The sequence below is a fragment of the Ruminiclostridium sufflavum DSM 19573 genome (genome assembly GCF_003208175.1).
GTDB lineage: Bacteria > Bacillota > Clostridia > Acetivibrionales > DSM-1351 > Ruminiclostridium > Ruminiclostridium sufflavum.
Window position 1 is genome coordinate 5,467 of record NZ_QKMR01000026.1, and the last position, 20,511, is coordinate 25,977.

Sequence of the window (20,511 nt, forward strand, 5' to 3'; positions counted from 1 at the left end):
CCTGCTGGTGCTACCGGCCCTGCTGGTGCTACCGGCCCTGTTGGCGCTACTGGTGCTGTTGGTGCTACTGGTGCTGTGGGTGATCCTGGTGAAGGTGCCATTATTCCCTTTGCATCCGGCACACCTGTTACCTTAACCACCGTAATCGGAGGATTGCTTAATACCTCCAGCGCTGTTGGCTTTGGAAGTAATCTTCCTGGGATCTCCGCTGCCAGCGGAACAATCAATTTGCTTGGGCTGACGAACTTTGCATTCTCCATGCCCAGAAATGGAATTATTACTTCTCTGGCCGGCTATTTAAGCATCAGCGCAGCAATCAGTCTGCTTGGCTCGACTGTAACGGTATCCGCACAGCTTTTCCAATCCACCACACCTAACAATACCTTTGTTGCGGTGCCAGGTGCAGTGGTAACGCTGTCGCCTGCCCTTACAGGAGCAATTGCCATCGGCAATATAAGCAGCGGTATCACTACTGGTCTGAACATTCCCGTCACACAAGGAACCAGATTACTTCTGATCTTCTCCTCACATGTCACGGGTGGTCTTGATCTGGCATCCTCCATTGCTGGTTATGTAAGTGCCGGTATTGGCATTTCCTAAAAGGAAATGCCCCAATACTGCCTCATGTATTTAAGCATTTTCAGAGTAACCGCTCTGCTTTGAAAAACCTTGGTATGTAAAAGCAGAGTCGTCACTCTGGCTATATTTTGATAATAAAATATCATGCCGATGGTTTAATCCATTGATTAACTCTAAGGTGGCAGATCTCAAAAGATAAAGATAGAAGTAATTGTGTGGCTGAATTCAACTGCACAATTACTTCTTTTTTAATAAAAGAGAATCTTGTATAAGAGCTATCACTGTCAACCGATAGGTTTTTTAAAGATAAAGTCTCCTTGCAGTAAATAACAGTACGAGCTCAAGCTGTGTGTAAAACCAGCCAGACACAAGCTCAGCATAAAAAATCGAGATTTTATTGGCAAGGTTTTAAACTATGACAAACCCTTTGTAACTTCTTCTCAATATTTTGAATATACTATTTGGGGTATATTAATTAAAATTATATGGAGGAGATTAATAATATGGTTACTATAAGCCTTTGCATGATTGTAAAGAACGAAGAGGAAACTCTGGCCAGATGTCTGGATACAGTAAAAGAATTTGTCGATGAAATTAACATTGTTGATACAGGCTCAACCGATAAAACAATTGATATCGCTCGTCAATATACAGAACGTGTCTTCAATTATGAATGGACTAATAACTTCTCGGCAGCCAGAAATGAGTCTTTCAAATATGCTACAAAGGATTACATTCTATATCTGGATGCAGATGATGTTATACTAGAAGGAGATCAGGTAAAATTTAAAGAACTTAAAGAAACTCTTGACCCCTCTGTGGACTCTGTTTCAATGTATTATGATGCGGGAACAGACGAGTTTGGAAATGTTACTCTCAGATATAGGCGCAACAGGCTTCTGAAAAGAGAAAAAAATTTTCAATGGTATGGTGATTGTCATAACTACATAAATGTACGCGGAAAAATTATCAACTCAGACATCTCCATTACCCATAAAAAAATTCGTCATGCAGTTGGCCGTACAGTTTCGGTTTTTGAACAAAAAATTGAAAGAGGAGATATCTTCTCCCCCAGAGACTACTTTTACTATGGAAATGAATTAAGAGAAAACGGGCGCCACGAGGAAGCGATAAAAAGCTATGATAACTGTATTGCAATGAAGGAAGGCTGGGTGGAGGATAAAATATTTGCTTGCATACATAAGGGAGACTGCTACCGTACTTTAAATGACCCGAATAATGAGCTCACTTCACTGTTTGAATCATTTAAATATGCTCCTCCAAGAGCAGAAGCCTGCTGCCGTATCGGATATATTTTTCAACGAAAGCAGGAATTTAAAACAGCCTCGTATTGGTATGAGCAGGCTGCTGTTCAGATTCCCGATCCTGATAGATGGAGCTTTATTTATACTGCATACTATACGTGGTATCCTCATTTACAACTTTGCGTCTGCTACTATAGAATGGGCGAATATCAAAAATCCTATGAGCATAATGAAGAAGCAGCTAGATATCGCCCTACTGATCCAAGTATTGTATCAAACAAAAAGTTGTTTGAACGCTTGAAGTCTACTGATACTACGCTACAGCAAGGCTAGGCTATAGCCTTTTGTGATGAACACCAGCCGGTAGATTTTGTCTCCTTCCAGTTCCATAATGGTAATTGTAAACATATTATGTTATCAGAGACCTGCTGCTGAAAACATAAAATATTACGCTGTGAAGGAGTTTTATTCATGAAAAAAGCTTTAATTACAGGAATTACCGGTCAAGACGGTTCGTATCTCTCAGAATTTTTATTAAATAAAGGTTATGAAGTACATGGTATAGTCAGGCGGAGCAGTTCAATAAACACTACCAGAATAGATCATCTGATAGATGCTGATGGAAACGGAAAATCAAACCTGATTTTACATTTTGGTGACTTATCGGACTCAGCAAATCTAAGTAAATTAATATATAAAATTGAGCCTGCAGAAGTATACAATCTTGGAGCTCAAAGCCATGTGAAAGTATCCTTTGATGTACCGGAATTTACCTCTGATGTAAATGCACTGGGAACATTACGCCTCTTAGAGTGCATAAAAGAAGCCGCAGCCAATATTAAATTTTATCAGGCATCTTCAAGTGAATTATTTGGCAAGGTTCAAGAAATACCGCAAAATGAGAAAACTCCTTTTTATCCAAGAAGTCCTTATGGGGCGGCCAAACTGTATGCATACTGGATAACGGTTAATTACAGAGAGGCTTACGATTTATTTGCCTGCAATGGGATTCTATTTAATCATGAATCCCCAAGGAGAGGTGAAAACTTCGTTACAAGAAAAATAACAAAGGGAATAGCTAACATTATAAATGGGAAACAAGACAAACTATATTTAGGAAACATTGATGCAAAAAGAGATTGGGGCTTCGCGGGAGATTATGTCGAAGCTATGTGGCTGATTCTACAGCAGCAAAGCCCTGATGACTACGTAATTGCAACTGGAGAAACCCATACAGTACGGGAATTCTGTGAAATTGCTTTTAAAAATGTGGGTATTACTTTGAAATGGGAAGGCTCAGGTGAAAAGGAAAAAGGGATTGACAGTGCTAATGGAAGAGAGCTTATAAATATCAGCAGCAAATTTTTCAGACCCGCAGAGGTTGATTTATTGCTGGGGGACCCGACAAAAGCAAAAACGAACCTGAGCTGGAAGCAAAAGGTATCCTTTGAGCAATTGGTTAAAATGATGGTAGACAGTGATGTATATGGTATTACTTAAAATATGTAAAACATACGTTATTGTCAGGGGGAGGCAAGTATATGGAGAAAGAAAGCAGAATATTTGTTGCCGGTCATAATGGAATGGTGGGCTCTGCAATAGTGAGAAGCCTTGAACGTAATGGATATTATAATTTAATATTAAGATCACATGCTGAACTTGATTTGACAAATCAGGAGGCTACAGAAAATTTTTTTAAAGAACAAAACCCCGATTACGTTTTTCTGGCTGCCGCTAAAGTTGGGGGAATACATGCAAATAACTCATATCCTGCTGATTTTATAATGGAAAACATGCTAATAGAATGCAACATAATAAAAAGTTCTTACAAGAACGGTGTTAAAAAGCTATTATTTCTGGGCAGCTCCTGCATTTATCCTAAAACCTGCCCACAGCCTATTAAAGAGGAATACCTTCTCACAGGTTCACTAGAGCCCACTAATGAGGCCTATGCTCTTGCTAAAATATCAGGTTTTAAAATGTGCCAGGCATATAATAAGCAATATGGAACAAAATACATTTGTGCAATGCCCGCAAGCCTTTATGGTATTAAAGATACATTTGACATATATAACTCACATGTAATCCCCTCCATGATTATTAAGATACACAGAGCAAAGCTGGATAACAGTCCCTTTGTTGAATTATGGGGAACAGGAACACCCTTGAGAGAATTTCTGTATGTAGATGATTTGGCTGACGCCTGCTTCTGTCTGATGCAGACCTATGAGGGAAATGACTTTGTTAATATAGGCTCAGAAAGTGAAATCAGTATAAACGAACTGGCTATAACGATAAAAAAAGTAATAGGCTATAACGGCGATATTCTATTCGACACAAGTAAACCTGACGGTACTCCAAGAAGAGTATTACATAACTCCAAAATAAAGGAAACCGGATGGAGGCCGAAAATTAATATAGAGGAAGGTATTAAGCGGGAATATCAATACTATCTTGACTACATTCTATCTTAGCATTTCCTTACAGTTTATTAAAAAAGAGGATGTCCTTTATAAGACACCTCTTTTTTAATATCAAGGTATCTCAAAAATGATTTATACTCTATGCCGGCCTGTAAGGCTATAAGCTATAGTGCCGGTAATTTTTTCAGCATCTTCCTCTGTTATATAAGGATGCATAGGCAAGGATAATACTATATCGCACAATTCATTCGCAACCGCATAATCAACATCCTTTGAAATCAAATGTGAAAAGGCCTGCTGCTTATGCATCGGCTTAATATAATAAATAGCACTGGGAATACTGTTTTCTTTCAGCTTAGCTTGCAGCAGTATTCTCTCTTCCATGCTTTCAAGCTTAATTGTATATTGTGCAAAGCTGGACTCATAGCCTGATGGAATAACCGGAGTGGAAACAATATTTCTAAGCCTCTCATTATATATCCTGTAAATTCTATTTACTGCGTCAAGCTCATATTCTTTGAACGCCATAAGCTTAACGTTTAAAACTGCGGCTTGAATTGTATCAAGTCTTGAATTAGCTCCTATTCTTACATTGTCATATTTATTGCTCCCTTTTCCATGAACCTTAAGAGAATTTATAATTTGAGCAAGAAAATCATCATTTGTAAATATTGCTCCTCCGTCTCCATAGCAGCCTAACGGTTTCGCCGGGAAAAAAGAAGTGGTGGCTGCATCACCGAACCCACATGCCTTTTTCCCGTTTATACTTCCGCCAAATCCTTGAGCACCGTCTTCTAAAACCAAAAGATTATATTTTTTTGCAATACGGGAAATCTCCGTATGAGCTGCAGGTAACCCAAACATATCCACAGGGATAACAGCCTTAGGCATTAACCTTCCTTCCCTGAGTGTACATAAAATCGCAGCCTCAAGCTTATCTGCGTCCATATTGAAGGTTTCTTTATCTACATCAACAAATATAGGAACAGCATTTCTAAAAGAAACCACCTCTCCCGTTGAAAAAAATGTAAAATCAGGTACAAAGACTGCATCCCCTTCTTTAATATCCCATGCCATCAACACCAAAGACATTGCTTCTGTTCCGTTAGCACAGGAAATACAGTGCTTCACTCCTACATATTCTGCCAGACTCTTTTCAAGAGTATTTACTTCCTCTCCTCCAATAAAATTTGCATTTTCCAAGACCTTATTTACGGCAGAATCTATTTCCTTTTTATATCTTATGTATTGTGCCCTTAAATCTCTCATTTCCATTGCAATTCCCCCCGTCATTGCTTAAATTCAATCCCGAGCTATTTCCTGAAGTTCCTTGTTCACCAATTCGTACATTCTTCCGCATACTCTGCAATTAAACCCATCCTTCAGCCGTATTCCGCATTCACAAACCCAACCGGCCTGCTTTGCCGGTACTCCCATTATAAGGGCATAGTCGCACACATCCTTCGTTACAACCGTCCCGGCAGCTATCATAGACCATTTGCCCAAGGTATGCCCGCAAACAATCGTTGCATTTGCACCTATGGAAGCCCCATATTTTACAAGAGTCTTTTTGTAGCCGGACACTCCCTTGGGATATTTGCTTCTTGGTGTCAGATCATTTGTAAAAACCATCGAAGGCCCGCAGAACACATAGTCTTCCAATTCCACGCCCTCATATACGGAAACATTATTTTGTATTTTTACATTATTACCAATCTTTACATTGCTTGAAATATTGACATTTTGACCTATAATACACATTTTCCCGATGTGCGCATCCCTTTGTATATGGCTGAAATGCCATATCTTAGTGCCATCACCTATAGTTACATTCTCGTCAACAAAACTGCTTTCATGAATAAAGTAGCTCATATTCAAAACCTGCCTTTAAAATCTATAGTACTGCACTCATATAAAGGGAGTTTTACACGGTTTCCTTCAGCTGCTGATTTATATACAGCAAGTACAAGTTCTAAAGATTTCCTTCCATCTTTAGCTGTAATATATGGCTCTCTGCCAATTTTAACAGCATCAATCATATCCGAATAAAGTGGTGTATGTCCAAATCCGTACACATTTTCAGGATTCTCTCTATATTTTGCCTTGATATCCTTAAAGTCATCAAGCCCATCCGCAAATTGCCATTCTTCAATAACATTTACTGACTTCCCGCCTGCCTTTACTGTACCCTTTTCTCCAAATATATACAGAGTTTCCTCCAGATTATTAGGATATATATTGGTAGTACCTTCAACTATGCCATAGCTGCCATTGGAAAATTTAATTATTGCTATTCCTAAATCCTCCGCATCAATATAGCTATGTAATAATTTATCGGTCATTCCTGCAACCTCAGTTATTTCGTTTCCCATCATCCAGCACAGGAGATCAATATTGTGAATGCATTGGTTCATAAGTGCTCCCCCATCCTGCTCCCACGTTCCTCTCCAAGGCGCCTGCTTGTAGTATTCCATGCCCCTGTTCCAGCGGATATGTGCAGTTCCGTATAGCAATTTCCCAAAACGTCCCCTTTCGATTGCCTCCCGAATTTTTTGTATAGACTTATTGAACCTGTTCTGAAAGCAGACACATACCCTGACCCCCATTTTCTCCGACTTTTCTATAATAGCATCCGCATCGGCAAGAGAAAGCGCCATCGGCTTCTCAATAATTATATTGCAGCCTGCTTCAATGCAAGCAAGTGCAATCTTGGCATGCTTGCCGCTTTCAGTGGCAATTGCCGCTAATTCAGGTTTTTCTTTTGAGAGCATTTCATTATAATCGGTATATTTGTGGATTTGTTTATTAATATTAAATTTTGATATTAAATTGTCAATGTTCTTTTGTTCAATATCACATAATGCAATAATTTCAAGATTATTTTCAACAGCCGCCGTTATATGATTCGGTGATATACGGCCGCAACCGATTAAAGCATATCTCATTTTTCTACCCCTTCAGCCATAGTCTATTTTAGCATCATTACATTATATGATTTCATTTATTTATATGTTTCAGCTTATTAAAAAATAAAAAAGAGATAGTCTTTTTAGGACTGTCTCTTTTTTATTTTTAAGTATTTATCTCTCATTCCGGAGACATCTGTTTCAGAATTTTTAATTGTGCCTGCAGCATTAATTCTGACTTTGATTTATATGATATCAATTCGGATTTTAGCTCTTCACATCTGGTTTTGCATTTGGCTACCTCCTGATGTGCCTCATCCGTAAGTTTTTTAGCATTCGCCTCTGCTTCCTCAGTGATCAGTCTGGCCTTTTCACATGCATTCGCCTTAACCTGCTCGCTTGTATGCTGCGCGACAAGGATTGAATGCTGAAGAGCTTCTTCAAGAAGCTTGTAATGGTTAATGGCCTCATTTAAAGAGGCTACCTTACCTTTTAGCTCCTCATTATCCATCAATTGTCTGTTGTAGTCTTCATTAATCAATGCAAGCAGGTTATCCACCTGCCTTTTGCAATAACCATTAATTACTGATTTTTTGAGACATATGCCTCTTAACTCCTCAGGGGTATAATTCATTTTTGTCCACTCCTAGATTAGCTTTCATATTTAATATATATTCCATGGAATGAAATATATTCGAAATTTGAGTTGATATACGTAAAGACTGCAATATAAAAGACCCCTTATGCGAAATTTTTGCTTTAAGCCTGTGATACAAAGTCAATACTCAGCACCGTATGCTGTCCCTCTGTCTTAGACTTATAAAATAAGCGGGTATATGGCGCATAATAATATGGTATAAATATTTCCAACCCCTGAGGAATAGGATCATAGTTTTGCCTGAGAAAATTCACGCCATCCGAGCTTACTTCTATTCCTACCTCAGCCAGATTCTCAGTTAAATTGTTTACAAAAAAACTTACATGTGTTTTTTCAGAGGTATCTTTTATTGCCGTGGTCTGATATTCATCACTTGTAGTTACCTCTTCATGCTCTGTATCTCCGTCCTGCTCTATAGCTTGCTCTGCAATTTCTTCAGAGTTATTTCCAGCAGCTTGCTCGGGTACTGTATCTGTATCTCCTTCTGCTTCTAAAGCTTGACTTTTATCCGCATCCTTTTGTTCAATAGACTTCTCAGTGCTTACAGCCTTTTGGGAAACCGTATTTGCCTTTCCTTGCTGCTTTAAGACGTATTCCTCCAAGGGAAGAGGCTCATACTGAATTACAAAAACAGGCTTGAAGGTTTGCTTGTCAATAAGCTTTTCGTCACAGCTGACAAACCGCTTACTGTTGTCAATACTTACTTCATCTGCTTTAAGTTCTAAACCGTTGTTGGGGTATCCCCGGTTAACCCATCTCTCAACAAAGTCTGTAATAACGAAGCTATAATACCCTTCAATAGATAAGCTGGTTGCTGCCCCTCTTATGTTATTGCTTACCGAAGGCTGATTATTCCATGTTACCTTAGAAACCTCCCAGCTGTCTGTAATAGCATAAGGTGTTATTGTTTCTTCCAGCTCCATCTCGCTTGGATCATAATCAAGATAAATATTAAGGTTTGAGGAAATAATTTTAGAACCTTGTGGTATGAAGCTTAAATCGCATTTAAGTAAAGACCGCTGGATTGTATCATCTTCTTTTTTCCCAACCCATATGACATTAGACTTGCTAAAGTTTTTATCCGGCCGTGATGAATCAATGTATACATCATCAAAAATTTGGACAAGAGTAATAATTGACATTGATAAATCTCCTTTCGCGCTGCTTAAAATTAGATATACTTCATAGTATGCTTTATAGTTACAGTGTGTTAGCTCTGAAAAATATTTTTATATATAAAAATATTTTATAGCAACAAACCTTACCAATTGCTTCCTATAGGAAATTTATCTCCACCGCCGGAAAAGAACTTAAAATGTGTAAAATCTCTTGTTGTAATCATATCGGCAACTGATTTGCCCCAGCAAAAGCCGATTGTAAATGCATAAAATCTAGACCTGTCAATAAAGCTGTCTATGTCCTTATAATATCTGCTGACTCTCTTTACAAAGGTTTCCCCAAGATTATCAATCAAAACTCCTATATCATATGCCGGATCACCTGTTCCAGACAAACCAAAATTTATAACACCGTTTATCCTATTTGAGCCTTTATCAAACAGGAAATTATTCGGCACCGGATTTCCGTGAATAATGGAAGCCTTGTAGTCTAAAAAGTGCCCGTTATCCATTAAAGGTTTAAAAACCTGATATATACATTTCTTTGTATAGCTGTCACAATGAGGATAAAGCTTTCTTTGTATTCCTTCATACTGTGACATCCAATAATCTGCCGAAAAATCAACAGGACTTTCATTTATGTTTTTGATGCCTTCCTCATAGATGGAAATGCCATGCAGCTGCTTCATAAAGGTTCCTATTTCCTCGGCAATAGCCTCCTGAGCCCTGTTGTCCAATAAAAGCAATACATTTCTGAAAAGAGGCTCTCCCTCAATATAATTACTTATAGTTATCCCTGTTTCAAGGCATTGCATTTTTGGCAGAGGCATATTGATGTACCTTCTGATTAAATTAACAGTATTAACTTCATTGTCAATAAAGCTTGCGCTCCAGTCATATTTGGCAAACTTGAAAACATGAACATTATTGAGCGTAACTGTGTCGCTGTGTTTTTCATCCTTGAAGCTGCACTGCATTTTTGATATTTTAAGCTTAGGATACTTATTATTTATATACTGGGTATATCTTTCCCTTTTTTCATCCATTCTTTCAAACATTGAATCATCACCTGCTTTCAGTCTTGAATATTCCTGTGAGCGAGTATCGGCACTTTTTCAGTACAAAAGCTTAATATTTGTTTCAGGCCAGTCTCTCAGGCGCATCACAGTATTGGATAAGCTTGAATAGCCATTGCCTATAAAAAAATCACATTGTACTGCAAGATACGTATCCTTTATAATCTCAATAGTATCTTTTATTAGCTCGACTCCCTTGTGCCTTTTATTCGGATAGTCAATCAGGCAGGTGGCAATACGCTCTTTAAAAGGCATCTTTTTGCTGTCAGAATTAATTAACAATCCCTGCATTCCATACAGCCTTTTGTATTGTCTCAGGACCTTTGCGGAATCTGTTATTAAAAACAAATGCCTTGCATTATATCTGACAACAAATTGCCATATATTGGGTTTATAAAACTCATTCAGGTTATATATCTGAGCAACCTCATTGGCAATTGCATTACCCCTCACATGAACACCTATTATTGGCTTTTCGTCTCTGAAATTCGGATGTGTATTTACAAACTTATGAATCTCTTTTTTAACTTCAGGCTGAAGCTTCAAATACTTGTCAAACAGCTGGCGATATATCTGATAAGGTGTTTTTCCATAGGCCCAGTGCCCCTTTTTGATCCAAGGTATTAATGCTCTCAGAGGATAAAAAACATCACTTACCACAACACTTGCCTCACTCTTCATCAGGCTGTTCAAATCACGGTTCTCCATTTTCAGCCTGTCGGTATCTTCTGCCAATAGATTTTCAGCTTTCCACACCGGAGGATAAAAAGTATACTCTTTGCGGGTTAAATCATGGACAGTATATTGTGATACCGGCTCGAAAAAAAATTCATAAGCATTTGTATCCATAGATATGCTGTAAATACTCTCCATACCCCAGTAAACAATCGGTATACGTTCTGTCAGTTCAGCAGCAAACAGTTGGCACATCACATGGTCCACATCAGTCCATATGCTTTTACCCAATGCCTTTATAAGAAGAAATCTGTTAGTTGACATATGTGTTAACACCTCCGTATAATTCTGGATATTCAACCCTATGGCCCTTTTCCTCTTTTTTTTGCTTGCTTTTTACAGCCTTTGCCCGTTTTTTAGCCAATTTAAGCTCATTCTTTAAATCTCTGAAAAAAAGTATTATGTTATCCTCCGGCCAGTCTCTCAGACGTTTTACGGTGTAGGACACATTTGAATATCCATTTCCAATGAAAAAATTGCATTTTGATGCCAGATAAGTATCCTTTATAATTTCTATACCCTTGCGTCTTTTTTGAGTGTAGTTCTGCAAATGAGGGGCATTGTCAGTGGCATATATCGCACCCCTCCTGCAATCGGTATATACCACCATGGAATCATATCTTTCTGTAAAGTCATTTACAATATCTTCACAGTCTGTCAGCAATAAAATTTTCTTTATATCGTATTTACTCAAATAGTTCTCTATTGCTTTATGATATTTTCTATTAAACTTTGCCAAATTTTCAACTTCCCTTATTTTGTCTCCTCCTCTGATATGAACACCCAGTGTGGGGCCAAAATCTCTGAGATTGTTGTCAAAAAAATCCTGTATCTCTTTTTCTATATCCGGCTTAAGCTTTATATATTTGTCGAACAGTCCCCTGTAAATCTGTTGTGCTGTCATACCATACGCCCAATGGTCTTTTGTTATATAATTTATTATAGGACGGATAAAATAATGTACATCGCTGACCACAACATCTGCATTGCTGCCTATCATCTCGCCCAGATTGCGGTATATCCAGGTTATTTTGTCAAGGTCCTCTACCAATATATTGTCATGCTTCCATATGGGAGGAAAATAAGTGTATTGAGGCTTAATGATATCATATACTGAATAATTTGATACAGGTTCAAAATACAAATCAAAGGCATTAGTTTTAAAGGATTCTGCATAAAGGCTGTTTGTACCCCAATAAATCACGGGAATCCTGTTTGTCAATTCTGCTACAAGCAATTGGCCCATGACATGGTCAACATCAGACCAGAAGCCGCATCCCCAGGACTTAATAAGTAGAAATTTATCATTTGGCATATTTATTGCCTCCTTTTATCAGCCTCTCCTTATACTCATTAAAAAGTTCTATTGCTCTTTTAATTGTACGTATAATAATATTATTACTTTCCTTTTTTACTATAAGCTTCACATTTATTGGGTACTTCAGCTTTTTATACAGCCAGTACAGCAGGCTTACACTCTTATCTCCCCAATCCTTTATGCGCAAAGCGGTATGAGATAAGTGCGAAAAATCATTTCCTATGAAGAAGTCACACTTGGCTGCCAGATAAGTATCCTTTATAAGCTCTATCCCTCTGCGCCTTTTTATCATAGGGCTTTCCATCTGAGAGGCCTCATCCCCTGATTTAATCCTTTTGCCGTCGGTAAATAACAGCTTAGTTCCATATAGCTTTTGATACTCTTTTACAGTTTCCTCACAATCAGTGAGCAGGAATATTTTTTTTATATTATACTTTTCAACATACTTGCGTATTTCAGAATGATACAATCCATTAGGTTTCTTAATCCTGCCTTTTGGGGACAGCCTACGGATTTTTTCCGGATTTCTTTTCTTTATATATCTCTTATAAACCTTATTCCAGTATTGATTTCCATACTCCTTAGAATTTCTTGCATCAAACACTTCATTTTCGTCAACTCTGCGGACATGCACAGCCAGAACAGGATGATTATTTTTAATCCAGGAGTTGTAATAGCCCTGTACTTCCATTTCAATGTCCGGCTTAATTTTAATATACTTGCCGTATAAATAATGATATGTCTGTTCTACAGTCATTCCATAGGTTGAATGCTGTTTTTTAACAAACGGAATAAGTTCTGACACATTATAATATGCATCTCCTACTACAACATTTGCATTACTGCTTATGATGTCGCCTATATTACGGTACATCCATGTATCCCTGTCCCTGTCGTCAGCCAGCAAGCTGTCAGAATCCCATATTGGGGGATAATAGGTATATTCAGGTTTCGCTATATGATAAATTGTATAGCCTGAAATAGGCTCAAAGTATAATTCAAATCCGTTTGTTTGAACAAACCCGTTGTGAAGGCAGTGGGTGGGCCAATAAATAACCGGAATCCTGTTTGTTATCTCCGCAATTAGCAGCTGACTCAATACATGATCAATATCAGCCCACAGTGTGTAACTCCATGCCTTAATAAGTATGAATCTGTCACTGGACATGCTTCTTCTCACCTCAACAAAAATGATTATCATGTTATTTTATGTAATCCAGTATTAAAGTGTGAATTTTTTCAGTGCTTTTGAACCACAAAAAAACTTCTTGCCTATTAAGGCAAAAAGTCAATTACTATCGGCGAAAGAACCGATGATACCGGCAGAAAATCGCCTAATTCTGAATTTTTTGAATAGCATCCATCAGCACGTATATTTCATATCCTACAACTGAAAAAATAGCTGCGGCAATGATAACAGAATAAACAGCCCATGCAATGTAGCTGTTGAAGGGAGAAACCTTCTTTTTCTCATGCTCAAACATTCTCTTGTTTTTCTCTCTTTGAAACCAACTGTTATAGATACAGAAACAAAGCAATATAACCAGCACCAGCATGATTATAATTATCTTGCCCATTTAGTCACACCCCCGCAATATTAAGTATAATAAAAATATAATATCATGAGGCCTGAGCATTTACAAATTTATAACCCTTTACTGCGCAGCACATTCCAGACAATTGTACGAGTAAGGCCTTCCTTAAACGGCTTAAACGGCTCAAGCCCAAATTCCTTGCATATCTTTTCCGTATCCAATTCAATACGTTCAGGAGATACCTTAATGTCCTTGTCAGTGAGCTGCCTCTGCTTTTCAACTGAAAGTGTGCTTCCAGTCAAGGCGCATACCTCCTCAGCCAGCCTTTTAATACTTATTCTGTCCTTTCCTCCCACATTGTAAACGAAATCCGTACTGTACATAAGTATGTTAAGCAGCATGAGCACGCAATCTGCAATATAGCAAAAGGTTCTGACTTTATTTCCTTCATCCAGCATAACAATTTTCTTTTCATTTAATGCCTGCTTCATAAACTGTGCCATTACCCTTTCATCATCCAGCTTTACTCCCGGACCGTAGGTCATAGCTATTCTGGCAATCTTAGCATCAACCTCTTCAAGGTTTTTATAAGTGAAGCAAAGCGTCTCTCCCATCCTTTTTGACTCGGAATATATGGCTCTTATGCCTATAGATGAACAAAGCCCGGGATATATCTCCTTTGTGGGTATATTATCATTATCAGGTTCTCCGTAAACTTCAGATGAGCTTAAATAAAGAAATCGGGCACCGTCTTTTTTTGCTTTTTGCAGAAGCTTCTCTGTGGAAGATATATTCAAATGAATAGTATCAAGATAGTTTCGCAGGAATTTACCCGGCTGGGCATAGGTTGCGCCATGAACAATATAATCTGCTCTTTGCTGTAAAGCATTATAATCCATTTTGATTAAATCTGCTGAAACAAACCGGTTACGGCCCGAAAAAATATCCTGTAGAGCATCACATGGAGCACTTTTACTGATTCCTATGATATTTATTTCCGCTCCCTCAGTTATGTTTGCCAGATGAAGCATATATATTAGATAAGTCCCTATAAGCCCGTTAGCTCCGGTAACCAAAATAGTTTTGCCATATAAAGGCTTTAGGTTGATTTTTTTTATATACTCAAGACAATCCTGCTCTATGATTTTGTCCATGCTGCATTCTCCCATCCCTGCTCGCTTACTTCATCAAATCAATTACCTTGCCGGTTATGGTTTCCGAATCCTGATAATATGCTTTTTCCAATATGTCACTTGCAGGCGTTGGCGTATCAGGACAGCATACCCTTACAACAGGCTTTTTAAGTAAGTGCACTCCTTTTTCAGCTACAATTGCAGAAATCTCGGAAGCCACACCTCCTGTTTTGCTGCCTGTATCGGCTATTAAAAGCTTACCTGTCTTTGCAAGCGATTCCAAGATTATATCCTCATCAATAGGCTTTATTGTTCTTAGGTCTATAACTTCCGCGGATATATTCTGCAATATAAGCTTTTCAGCAGCCTTCAAGGCTTCTATCACCATATAGGATACTGCCACTATCGTTATATCCGTACCCTTTCTTCTTACCGCTCCTTTTCCGAAAGGTATTGAATATATGATATCAGGAACATTTCCCATAGTTTTGTACAGCCACCGGTGCTCGACAAACAAGACCGGATTATTGTCAATTATACTTGAAATCAACAGTCCCTTTGCATCGTACGGTGTAGCGGGAGCCGCTATTTTAAGCCCCTGTACATTCATCATCATTCCCTGCACGCACTGTGAATGTTGTGCGCCGGAGCCCCAGCCTCTTGCGCTTATAGTACGGATAACCAACGGTACCTGTACCTTACCGCCAAACATATAGCTCCATTTGCATGCATGATTGACTAATTGGTCCAGCGAAATAATTAAGAAGTCCATCCGGCTATGAATCAAAATAGGTCTAAGTCCGGTCATTGCAGCTCCTGCGGCAATACCTGTAAGAGAATTTTCTGCTATTGGGGTATCAAACACTCTGTCGTGGCCATACTTCTCATGCAAGCCCTTTGTTGTTCCAAAAACGCCGGCTGCATCATCAACACCCTCACCCATTATAAATACTCTTGAATCCCTTGCCATAGATTGATCCAGAGCCTCATATAAAGCATCCTTATAGGAAATTACCCTGCTTTTGTCAGAGTCATCCTCAATAAAAAATTTATCCTGCTTTTCAACTTCAATTGTTGTCCAAGGCATACTAACCTCCACGCCCGATTAGGGCACAAAAATTGGGTACAGCTTTCGCGGAGGTATGCTAGATATTTTCATAGCTGTATCTAAAGTCTTACAAGCTAACCTCCACGCCCGATTAGGGCACAAATAGTATTATAAAGCTTCTTTTAATCTGAATACACGAAATCCAGAAGTTCATCGGGTGACGGCTTGGGGGAACCTTGAGCAAAATCAAAGGCCTCTTTAATAGCTTGCTTTATTTCGTCATCTATAGCTTTCTCTGTCTTTTCATCAAGCAGTCCAATTCCCTTGAGATAATCCCTATACCATTTTATAGGGCATTTTGATATCCAATAATCATATTCCGATTGTGGTCTAAGTCCCTCGCCAACATCATTTACAGTCCCAATGTGACCCTTCCATCTATACGTAATGCATTCTATAAAAGCCGGTCCTTCACCGGATCTGGCGCTCAAAACAGCTTTTTTCGCATAATCCGAAATTTGAAGCACATCATTCCCATCTATCTGACAAGACGGTATTCCATATCCCTCAGCCCATTTATATATATTTTTTGATGAATGTCTGTTCAGCTCATGTGAATTTATTGCGTAAGAATTATTTTCACAAATATATACTACAGGCAGCTTTTTCAACAGTGAAAAATTCAGGCTTTCATGAAACGTCCCCTCATCCACTGCTCCATCTCCAAAAAATACCGCTGTTACAGCAGCCTTTTTCTGAAGCTTTGCTGCAAGAGCAACACCTGTTCCAAGAGGAATATTCCCTCCTACAATTGCAGTTGACCCCAATACTCCCGCTTCCATATCAATCAGATGCATGGAGCCTCCTCTTCCAAAAGAACACCCCGTTTTACGCAAATAAAGCTCTGCTATCATTTTTTTTAAATCTCCGCCTTTTGCAATATATTGTGCATGACTGCGGTGAGTTCCAATTATATAGTCATCCTTTTCAAGATGAAGGCATACTCCTGCTGCTATGGCTTCCTGACCAATTGACAAATGAATCGGCGTTTTAATCTCATCATACTTGTATTCCTCTTCAATCCTGAGCTCAACTAATCTGATAGTCTGCATAACTCTATACATTTCAATAAGTTCTTCATTATACTGCATTGCATAGTCCTCCAAAATATTTATAAAAGGCTTTTATATCCGTTACCTCTAAGCTTTTCAACAACTTTTTTTATATCCTGGGCTTTGTTGCGGGGACAAACCAGAATTACATCCTTTGTACTTACAACTATCAAGTTATCGACGCTCATTGTTACAATAAGCTTATCCTCACCGACTATCACAGAATTAAATGTGTCTACGCCAAGGTATTCACCCTTTATTGCATTCCCGTCAGCATCAGAAGCCATCGTTTTTGATAAGGCATCAATACAGCCTATATCATCCCAATCGAATAAACCCTTTACAACATAAACGTTATTGCATTTTTCAAGAATCCCAGTATCAAAAGAAATATTTTGTATTTCATTATATGCTTTTTCAATATAGGTGTTACCATTCTCCTCATTCACATGCTTAATAGCCTCATAAATTTTTATATAGTGTTCGGGCAAATATTCGGTTAAGCTTCTTATTATAGAATCCATACTTCCTGCCAAAATTCCGCTGTTCCAAAGATATTCTCCTGTCGAAATAAGTTTTTTTGCTGTTTCCAAGTCCGGTTTTTCAATAAATCTCAATACTGTTAATACCTTTTCGGCCTCATTTTCATTGTCAATTTGAATATAGCCGTATCCTGTAGCCGGATAGGCCGGTGCAATCCCTATAATGACCAAATCGTCATTTTTTTCCGCAACAGTAAACGCCAGCTCAATTGCTTCTTTATAAGGCTTATGCTCTTTCACATATCCATCTGCCGGTATAAAGCACACAATTCCTTCCCCGAACCGTTCTTTTAACAGCAAGGTGGCAAAGGCAATACAAGCTGCTGTATTTTTCTTTTCAGGCTCCAATAATAAGTTGGAATAAGGTATAATGTCCTTAACGGTATTCCATGTAATATCAAGAAGCTCCTTATTTGTTACAATAAAACATTTATCAGCGGGAACAATTTCACATATGCGTTGAATTGTTTGTATAAGCATACAATTTCCATCATTAATATTAATAAACTGCTTTGGCTTAACTTCTCTGGAAAGAGGCCATAATCTTGTGCCAGATCCACCTGCCATTATAACTGCAAACTTATCCATTCTAACCTCTCCAAATATTATTTTTAATTTATTTTATGTAAATAAGAGGACATAAGTTCATAAATTATACACATATTTTATGTTAACCTCGTTAGCAGCCTAAAATTTTTCCCTTTCCCCGTTTTTTAACTATTGAGTAATGCTGCGATACTTGATACTATAATTATGTTAAAAAAATCCCTTGAGGATCCGGGAATTACCAGCAAAAAACCTGCAAGCAGCTTTTTCATACCGAAAATGGAGGTTAGCATGAATGATTTAATTGATAAGCTTATTATATATATAGCCTGTTTTGCCCTGTATATTGTGGATGGAGGCTTCAGCATAAGTGTCCCTCCGGTATTAGTTGCTATAACCGTAAGCGCCTTATTAAGCTACCATAGCACTGATAAAAAAGCTCTTATCCGCCAAATTAATTCCTGTCGAAAGCTCAATAACAAGCTGCTGAAGCTGGGATTGGCGGGAGCATACTTCCTCTTATGCCAATGGCAGCCTCCGTTTATAGTATTTCTCCCCCTAATCTGCTATGATATTTTTGCTGAAAAAAATCAGTTTTTTTCTTTGCTTGCCCTTATACCTGTTATCTCACACCTTGAACAAGGCTTGTTAAATATGCTTGTTATGCTTATTGTACTGCTTATGCTCTCATACATTTTAAAATACCGCACAAAAAGCTTTACGGATATAAAATCCACCTTTGCCAAATACATTGACAATTCTCAGGAAATTGCTCTTTTACTTAAAAAAAGCAACCGGGATTTAATAGAAAAACAGGATTATGAAATAAATGTCGCCATGCTGAATGAGCGTAACAGAATTGCCATGGAAATTCACGACAATGTAGGCCATCTGCTTTCAAGATGCCTTTTGCAGATTGGTGCAATTATGGCAATAAATAAGGACGAAAATTTTAAAGAAAGCCTCTCATCAGTCAAAGAAACCTTGTCTTCCGCAATGGACAGTATCAGAAGCAGCGTGCATAATCTGCATGACGAAGCTATCGACTTATATTCCCAGATAAAAAGCCTTATTACCAATTTTACCTTTTGCAGAATTGACCTCGATTATGACTTAAGTGAAAATATAAATATAAAATTGAAGTATTGCTTCATAGCAATAATAAAAGAGGCCTTGTCAAATATTATCAAGCATTCCGACGCCTCGGAGGTAAATGTGGCATTACGTGAGCATCCGGCACTGTATCAGCTCATTATTCAGGATAATGGCCATAACAGCAGCTATAGTCCTGAAAACGGCATAGGCTTAATAAATATTTCTGATAGAGTCAGCACCTTTAACGGAAATATTTATATAAATACAGGAAACGGATTCAGGATATTTATTTCAATTCCCAAGACAGCAGGCAGCTCTTATAACCTCACTTAATTATGTTATTCGGAACTGCAGGAATAAAACAAGGAAACCTATGGAGGTCAGCAAATGAATATATTAGTAATTGATGATGATAAGCTTGTATGTGCTTCTCTAAAGACTATACTGGAGACAGATCCGGATATATCCGTAACAGCCACGGGAAACAACGGCAAGCAGGCAATCGAACTGTTTGAAAAGCTTCAGCCCGACATCCTGCTTATGGATATACGGATGGAAATCATGACAGGCCTTGATGCCGGAGAATTTCTGATAAAAAAGTATCCAAATGCACGGATATTGTTTCTGACTACCTTTTCAGATGATGAATATATAATTAAGGCTCTTCGTATCGGTGCCAAGGGCTACCTTCTGAAGCAGAACTTTGAAAGCATCGTTCCTGCCATAAAAGCAGTTAATACAGGTCAAAGCGTTTTTGGCGATGAGATAATCACAAAACTTCCAAATCTTATTCAGGACGAAGGCCGAACGTCCTTTTCCAACTTTGGCCTGACTGAAAAAGAAACCGAGCTATTAATCCAGATTTCAAATGGCCTCAGCAATAAAGAAATTTCTGAAGTTTTATATTTGAGTGAAGGCACTGTAAGAAATTATATAAGCATTATGCTTGAAAAATTACAGCTTCGTGACCGCACACAGCTCGCAGTTTTCTACTACAAAAACAAATAGGAAGCAACAAAAGGTATAAAAGCTTTATAAAACTGTAAAATACAAGCAAGCAGCTTTTTTAAGGCATTGAAAAAATATCGCATATATGATAATCTAAAATAGATTTATTAGTTATGTTTAAATATAGAATATAAAGCTAAGAAACGGATTAGTAAAAGGATTTTGTACCTGATGAAATACCATGAAGCATGTCATGGTTTTTTCTTACAGAGAGCTGTAGTTTTGGTGAAAATACAGCAGGCTGCAGCCTTTGAACTCGCCGTGGAGCCGCTGGCAAAAATCAGCCGCATATCCTGCGTTAACGGGCAAAAGTGAGCTTTTTAGCTAACAAGAGTGGTACCGCGGACTATCCCGTCTCTTTTTTAGGAGGCGGGTTTTTATAATTTTTAATTACTACCGGATATAATTATTTTA

At 38.1% G+C, this 20,511-nt stretch carries 20 protein-coding genes and 1 other annotated feature; of the genes, 6 read left to right on the plus strand and 14 right to left on the minus strand.

What is annotated here, in order from left to right; translation table 11 throughout:
• The 4 genes from LY28_RS16615 to LY28_RS16630 all read left to right on the plus strand — a co-directional run.
• Window positions 1–600 (plus strand): exosporium glycoprotein BclB-related protein (locus LY28_RS16615; RefSeq protein ID WP_278303884.1); only part of this gene is annotated, 600 nt, incomplete at its 5' end.
• A gap of 482 nt (window positions 601–1,082) precedes the next feature.
• The gene (locus LY28_RS16620) at window positions 1,083–2,177 is read left to right on the plus strand and encodes a glycosyltransferase (RefSeq protein WP_110463305.1); all 1,095 of its coding nucleotides are present in this window, start codon (window positions 1,083–1,085) and stop codon (window positions 2,175–2,177) included.
• Between the two features lie 138 nt (window positions 2,178–2,315).
• Entirely contained in the window at window positions 2,316–3,344 is a 1,029-nt protein-coding gene (gene gmd, locus LY28_RS16625) for a GDP-mannose 4,6-dehydratase (RefSeq protein WP_110463306.1), read from the plus strand.
• Window positions 3,345–3,385: 41 nt separating this feature from the next.
• Window positions 3,386–4,318 (plus strand): GDP-L-fucose synthase family protein, encoded by a 933-nt coding sequence (locus tag LY28_RS16630; RefSeq protein ID WP_110463307.1) that lies wholly within the window; start codon window positions 3,386–3,388, stop codon window positions 4,316–4,318.
• An 81-nt stretch (window positions 4,319–4,399) separates the two neighbouring features.
• Here the strand turns inward: LY28_RS16630 and LY28_RS16635 are convergent, their stop codons facing one another.
• From LY28_RS16635 to LY28_RS16700, 14 genes are all read right to left on the minus strand, one after another.
• Window positions 4,400–5,542: a DegT/DnrJ/EryC1/StrS family aminotransferase gene (locus tag LY28_RS16635; protein ID WP_110463308.1), complete on the minus strand. Its 1,143-nt coding sequence runs from the start codon at window positions 5,540–5,542 to the stop codon at window positions 4,400–4,402.
• 27 nt (window positions 5,543–5,569) lie between these two features.
• A complete protein-coding gene (locus tag LY28_RS16640; protein ID WP_479692093.1) occupies window positions 5,570–6,145 on the minus strand; it encodes an acyltransferase in 576 nt (191 codons plus the stop codon).
• Window positions 6,142–7,212: a Gfo/Idh/MocA family protein gene (locus LY28_RS16645; RefSeq protein WP_110463310.1), complete on the minus strand. Its 1,071-nt coding sequence runs from the start codon at window positions 7,210–7,212 to the stop codon at window positions 6,142–6,144. The genes LY28_RS16640 and LY28_RS16645 overlap by 4 nt, the downstream gene beginning before the upstream one ends.
• A gap of 142 nt (window positions 7,213–7,354) precedes the next feature.
• Complete coding sequence (locus LY28_RS16650) at window positions 7,355–7,807, minus strand: DivIVA domain-containing protein (RefSeq protein WP_110463311.1); 453 nt, start codon at window positions 7,805–7,807, stop codon at window positions 7,355–7,357.
• A gap of 125 nt (window positions 7,808–7,932) precedes the next feature.
• Window positions 7,933–8,973, minus strand: coding sequence for a DNRLRE domain-containing protein (locus LY28_RS16655; RefSeq protein ID WP_110463312.1), 1,041 nt, complete (start codon window positions 8,971–8,973; stop codon window positions 7,933–7,935).
• Window positions 8,974–9,092: 119 nt separating this feature from the next.
• Window positions 9,093–10,007, minus strand: coding sequence for a phosphotransferase family protein (locus LY28_RS16660; RefSeq protein WP_110463313.1), 915 nt, complete (start codon window positions 10,005–10,007; stop codon window positions 9,093–9,095).
• Window positions 10,008–10,064: 57 nt separating this feature from the next.
• Window positions 10,065–11,024, minus strand: a complete 960-nt coding sequence (locus LY28_RS16665; protein ID WP_110463314.1) for an O-fucosyltransferase family protein — start codon at window positions 11,022–11,024, stop codon at window positions 10,065–10,067.
• The gene (locus tag LY28_RS16670; protein ID WP_110463315.1) at window positions 11,014–12,075 is read right to left on the minus strand and encodes an O-fucosyltransferase family protein; all 1,062 of its coding nucleotides are present in this window, start codon (window positions 12,073–12,075) and stop codon (window positions 11,014–11,016) included. The genes LY28_RS16665 and LY28_RS16670 overlap by 11 nt, the downstream gene beginning before the upstream one ends.
• The gene (locus LY28_RS16675; protein WP_110463316.1) at window positions 12,065–13,246 is read right to left on the minus strand and encodes an O-fucosyltransferase family protein; all 1,182 of its coding nucleotides are present in this window, start codon (window positions 13,244–13,246) and stop codon (window positions 12,065–12,067) included. Before LY28_RS16675 ends, LY28_RS16670 begins: the two co-directional genes overlap by 11 nt.
• A gap of 166 nt (window positions 13,247–13,412) precedes the next feature.
• Window positions 13,413–13,655, minus strand: coding sequence for a hypothetical protein (locus LY28_RS16680; RefSeq protein WP_110463317.1), 243 nt, complete (start codon window positions 13,653–13,655; stop codon window positions 13,413–13,415).
• A 68-nt stretch (window positions 13,656–13,723) separates the two neighbouring features.
• A complete protein-coding gene (locus LY28_RS16685; RefSeq protein ID WP_110463318.1) occupies window positions 13,724–14,767 on the minus strand; it encodes an NAD-dependent epimerase/dehydratase family protein in 1,044 nt (347 codons plus the stop codon).
• 25 nt (window positions 14,768–14,792) lie between these two features.
• A complete protein-coding gene (locus LY28_RS16690; RefSeq protein WP_110463319.1) occupies window positions 14,793–15,833 on the minus strand; it encodes an alpha-ketoacid dehydrogenase subunit beta in 1,041 nt (346 codons plus the stop codon).
• Between the two features lie 143 nt (window positions 15,834–15,976).
• A complete protein-coding gene (locus LY28_RS16695; RefSeq protein ID WP_110463320.1) occupies window positions 15,977–16,945 on the minus strand; it encodes a thiamine pyrophosphate-dependent dehydrogenase E1 component subunit alpha in 969 nt (322 codons plus the stop codon).
• A gap of 20 nt (window positions 16,946–16,965) precedes the next feature.
• Window positions 16,966–18,036, minus strand: a complete 1,071-nt coding sequence (locus LY28_RS16700; protein WP_110463321.1) for a mannose-1-phosphate guanylyltransferase — start codon at window positions 18,034–18,036, stop codon at window positions 16,966–16,968.
• A 249-nt stretch (window positions 18,037–18,285) separates the two neighbouring features.
• Here LY28_RS16700 and LY28_RS16705 point away from each other — a divergent pair, with 249 nt between their 5' ends.
• Entirely contained in the window at window positions 18,286–19,422 is a 1,137-nt protein-coding gene (locus LY28_RS16705) for a sensor histidine kinase (protein ID WP_110463354.1), read from the plus strand.
• A gap of 54 nt (window positions 19,423–19,476) precedes the next feature.
• Window positions 19,477–20,097 (plus strand): response regulator transcription factor, encoded by a 621-nt coding sequence (locus tag LY28_RS16710; RefSeq protein WP_110463322.1) that lies wholly within the window; start codon window positions 19,477–19,479, stop codon window positions 20,095–20,097.
• Window positions 20,098–20,226: 129 nt separating this feature from the next.
• Window positions 20,227–20,459: a binding site (T-box leader), on the plus strand.
• Window positions 20,460–20,511 lie beyond the last annotated feature (52 nt).

Coding starts and splice junctions, on each gene's coding strand:
- LY28_RS16620 (WP_110463305.1), top strand. CDS start 1,083: ATGGTTACTATAAGCCTTTGCATGATTGTAAAGAACGAAGAGGAAACT.
- gmd (WP_110463306.1), top strand. CDS start 2,316: ATGAAAAAAGCTTTAATTACAGGAATTACCGGTCAAGACGGTTCGTAT.
- LY28_RS16630 (WP_110463307.1), top strand. CDS start 3,386: ATGGAGAAAGAAAGCAGAATATTTGTTGCCGGTCATAATGGAATGGTG.
- LY28_RS16635 (WP_110463308.1), bottom strand. CDS start 5,542: ATGGAAATGAGAGATTTAAGGGCACAATACATAAGATATAAAAAGGAA.
- LY28_RS16645 (WP_110463310.1), bottom strand. CDS start 7,212: ATGAGATATGCTTTAATCGGTTGCGGCCGTATATCACCGAATCATATA.
- LY28_RS16650 (WP_110463311.1), bottom strand. CDS start 7,807: ATGAATTATACCCCTGAGGAGTTAAGAGGCATATGTCTCAAAAAATCA.
- LY28_RS16655 (WP_110463312.1), bottom strand. CDS start 8,973: ATGTCAATTATTACTCTTGTCCAAATTTTTGATGATGTATACATTGAT.
- LY28_RS16660 (WP_110463313.1), bottom strand. CDS start 10,007: ATGTTTGAAAGAATGGATGAAAAAAGGGAAAGATATACCCAGTATATA.
- LY28_RS16665 (WP_110463314.1), bottom strand. CDS start 11,024: ATGTCAACTAACAGATTTCTTCTTATAAAGGCATTGGGTAAAAGCATA.
- LY28_RS16670 (WP_110463315.1), bottom strand. CDS start 12,075: ATGCCAAATGATAAATTTCTACTTATTAAGTCCTGGGGATGCGGCTTC.
- LY28_RS16675 (WP_110463316.1), bottom strand. CDS start 13,246: ATGTCCAGTGACAGATTCATACTTATTAAGGCATGGAGTTACACACTG.
- LY28_RS16680 (WP_110463317.1), bottom strand. CDS start 13,655: ATGGGCAAGATAATTATAATCATGCTGGTGCTGGTTATATTGCTTTGT.
- LY28_RS16685 (WP_110463318.1), bottom strand. CDS start 14,767: ATGGACAAAATCATAGAGCAGGATTGTCTTGAGTATATAAAAAAAATC.
- LY28_RS16690 (WP_110463319.1), bottom strand. CDS start 15,833: ATGCCTTGGACAACAATTGAAGTTGAAAAGCAGGATAAATTTTTTATT.
- LY28_RS16695 (WP_110463320.1), bottom strand. CDS start 16,945: ATGCAGTATAATGAAGAACTTATTGAAATGTATAGAGTTATGCAGACT.
- LY28_RS16700 (WP_110463321.1), bottom strand. CDS start 18,036: ATGGATAAGTTTGCAGTTATAATGGCAGGTGGATCTGGCACAAGATTA.
- LY28_RS16705 (WP_110463354.1), top strand. CDS start 18,286: ATGAATGATTTAATTGATAAGCTTATTATATATATAGCCTGTTTTGCC.
- LY28_RS16710 (WP_110463322.1), top strand. CDS start 19,477: ATGAATATATTAGTAATTGATGATGATAAGCTTGTATGTGCTTCTCTA.